The 1,148-nt window shown below is 69.9% G+C and carries 2 protein-coding genes; both read left to right on the top strand.

Features of this window, described 5'->3' with window-relative positions; genetic code table 11:
- Positions 1-95 precede the first annotated feature (95 nt).
- Positions 96-251, top strand: a complete 156-nt coding sequence (locus K0M70_RS10215; RefSeq protein ID WP_290781768.1) for a hypothetical protein — start codon at positions 96-98, stop codon at positions 249-251.
- Between the two features lie 121 nt (positions 252-372).
- The coding region (locus tag K0M70_RS10220; protein WP_290781769.1) for an amidohydrolase family protein at positions 373-1,148 on the top strand (776 nt) is incomplete at its 3' end.

Below are 1,148 nucleotides of genomic sequence, written 5' to 3' on the forward strand. Positions count from 1 at the left end.
GGGTGCTGCACGACGCCACGTCGGCGGTGCACAACTAACCCTACGCCGCCATCCAGCGCTCGCTGGCGGGGGCCGCGCGCGGCCGCACCACCCTGGTGGTGGCGCACCGCCTGAGCACCGTGCGCCACGCCGACGCCATCCACGTGCTGGAAGCTGGCCGCATCGTTGAAACGGGGACCCACGACGAACTGGTGGCGCGCGGCGGAGCCTATGCCGCGCTGTGGCGGCTGCAGACCGGCGAGACCGCCTGACCCTTCGCATCCCGCGTACGCCACCCCGACGCGGGCCGCGGCAATCTGCGGGACGGCAGTCCCTGCCGCCCACTGGAGTTCGCTGGCAGAATCGGCGCCTCATGAACTGCCCGGACACCCGATGACCCAGCGCCTGCTGCTCGCCACCGCCCTCGCCGCCGCCCTCGCCCTGAACGCATCGGCCGCCCCTGCCGCCGCGCAGGAAGGCCCCGCCAACGCGGGCGCCGAAGCGCAAAGCCAGGAAGAGGCCTATCTCGCCCGCGTCGCGGAGCGCGAACGTGGCAACAGCCTGATCCGCGCCGACCGCCTGCTGGACGTTCGCACCGGCCGCTGGCTCGAGAACGTCGAGATCCACGTGCAGGATGGCCGCATCGCCAGCGTCCAGCACGGTGCCCCCGGCCTGAAGATGATCGTGATGGACACCAAGATCATCGACCTCACCGGCTACAGCCTGGTGCCCGGCCTGATCGACATGCACGTTCACCTGGACTCCGACCCCAGCTACGGCGGCTACACCGGACTGCAGTTCAGCGACCGGTTCTGGTCGGTGCTGCAGGTGAAGCACGCGGGCGAAACGCTGGACGCGGGCTTCACCACCGTGCGCAACGTGGGCTCGGATGCGTTCAACGACGTCGGCCTGCGCCAGGCCATCGACGAAGGCAAGCTGCACGGCCCGCGCGTGGTCACCGGCGCCTACAGCTTCGGCGCCACCGGCGGGCACTGCGACTCCACGTATTTCCCGCCGTCGTTTGATTCGAAAAGCCCCTACAACGCCGACAGCCCGGAAGAAGGCCGCAAGCGCGTGCGCGAACTGCGCAAATACGGCGCCCAGGTGATCAAGATTTGCGCCACCGGCGGCGTGTTCTCCCGCAACACCGAGCCGGGCCAGCAGCAGCT

This window comes from Arenimonas sp. (genome assembly GCF_019459675.1).
In the GTDB taxonomy this organism is placed as follows: Bacteria; Pseudomonadota; Gammaproteobacteria; order Xanthomonadales; family Xanthomonadaceae; genus Arenimonas.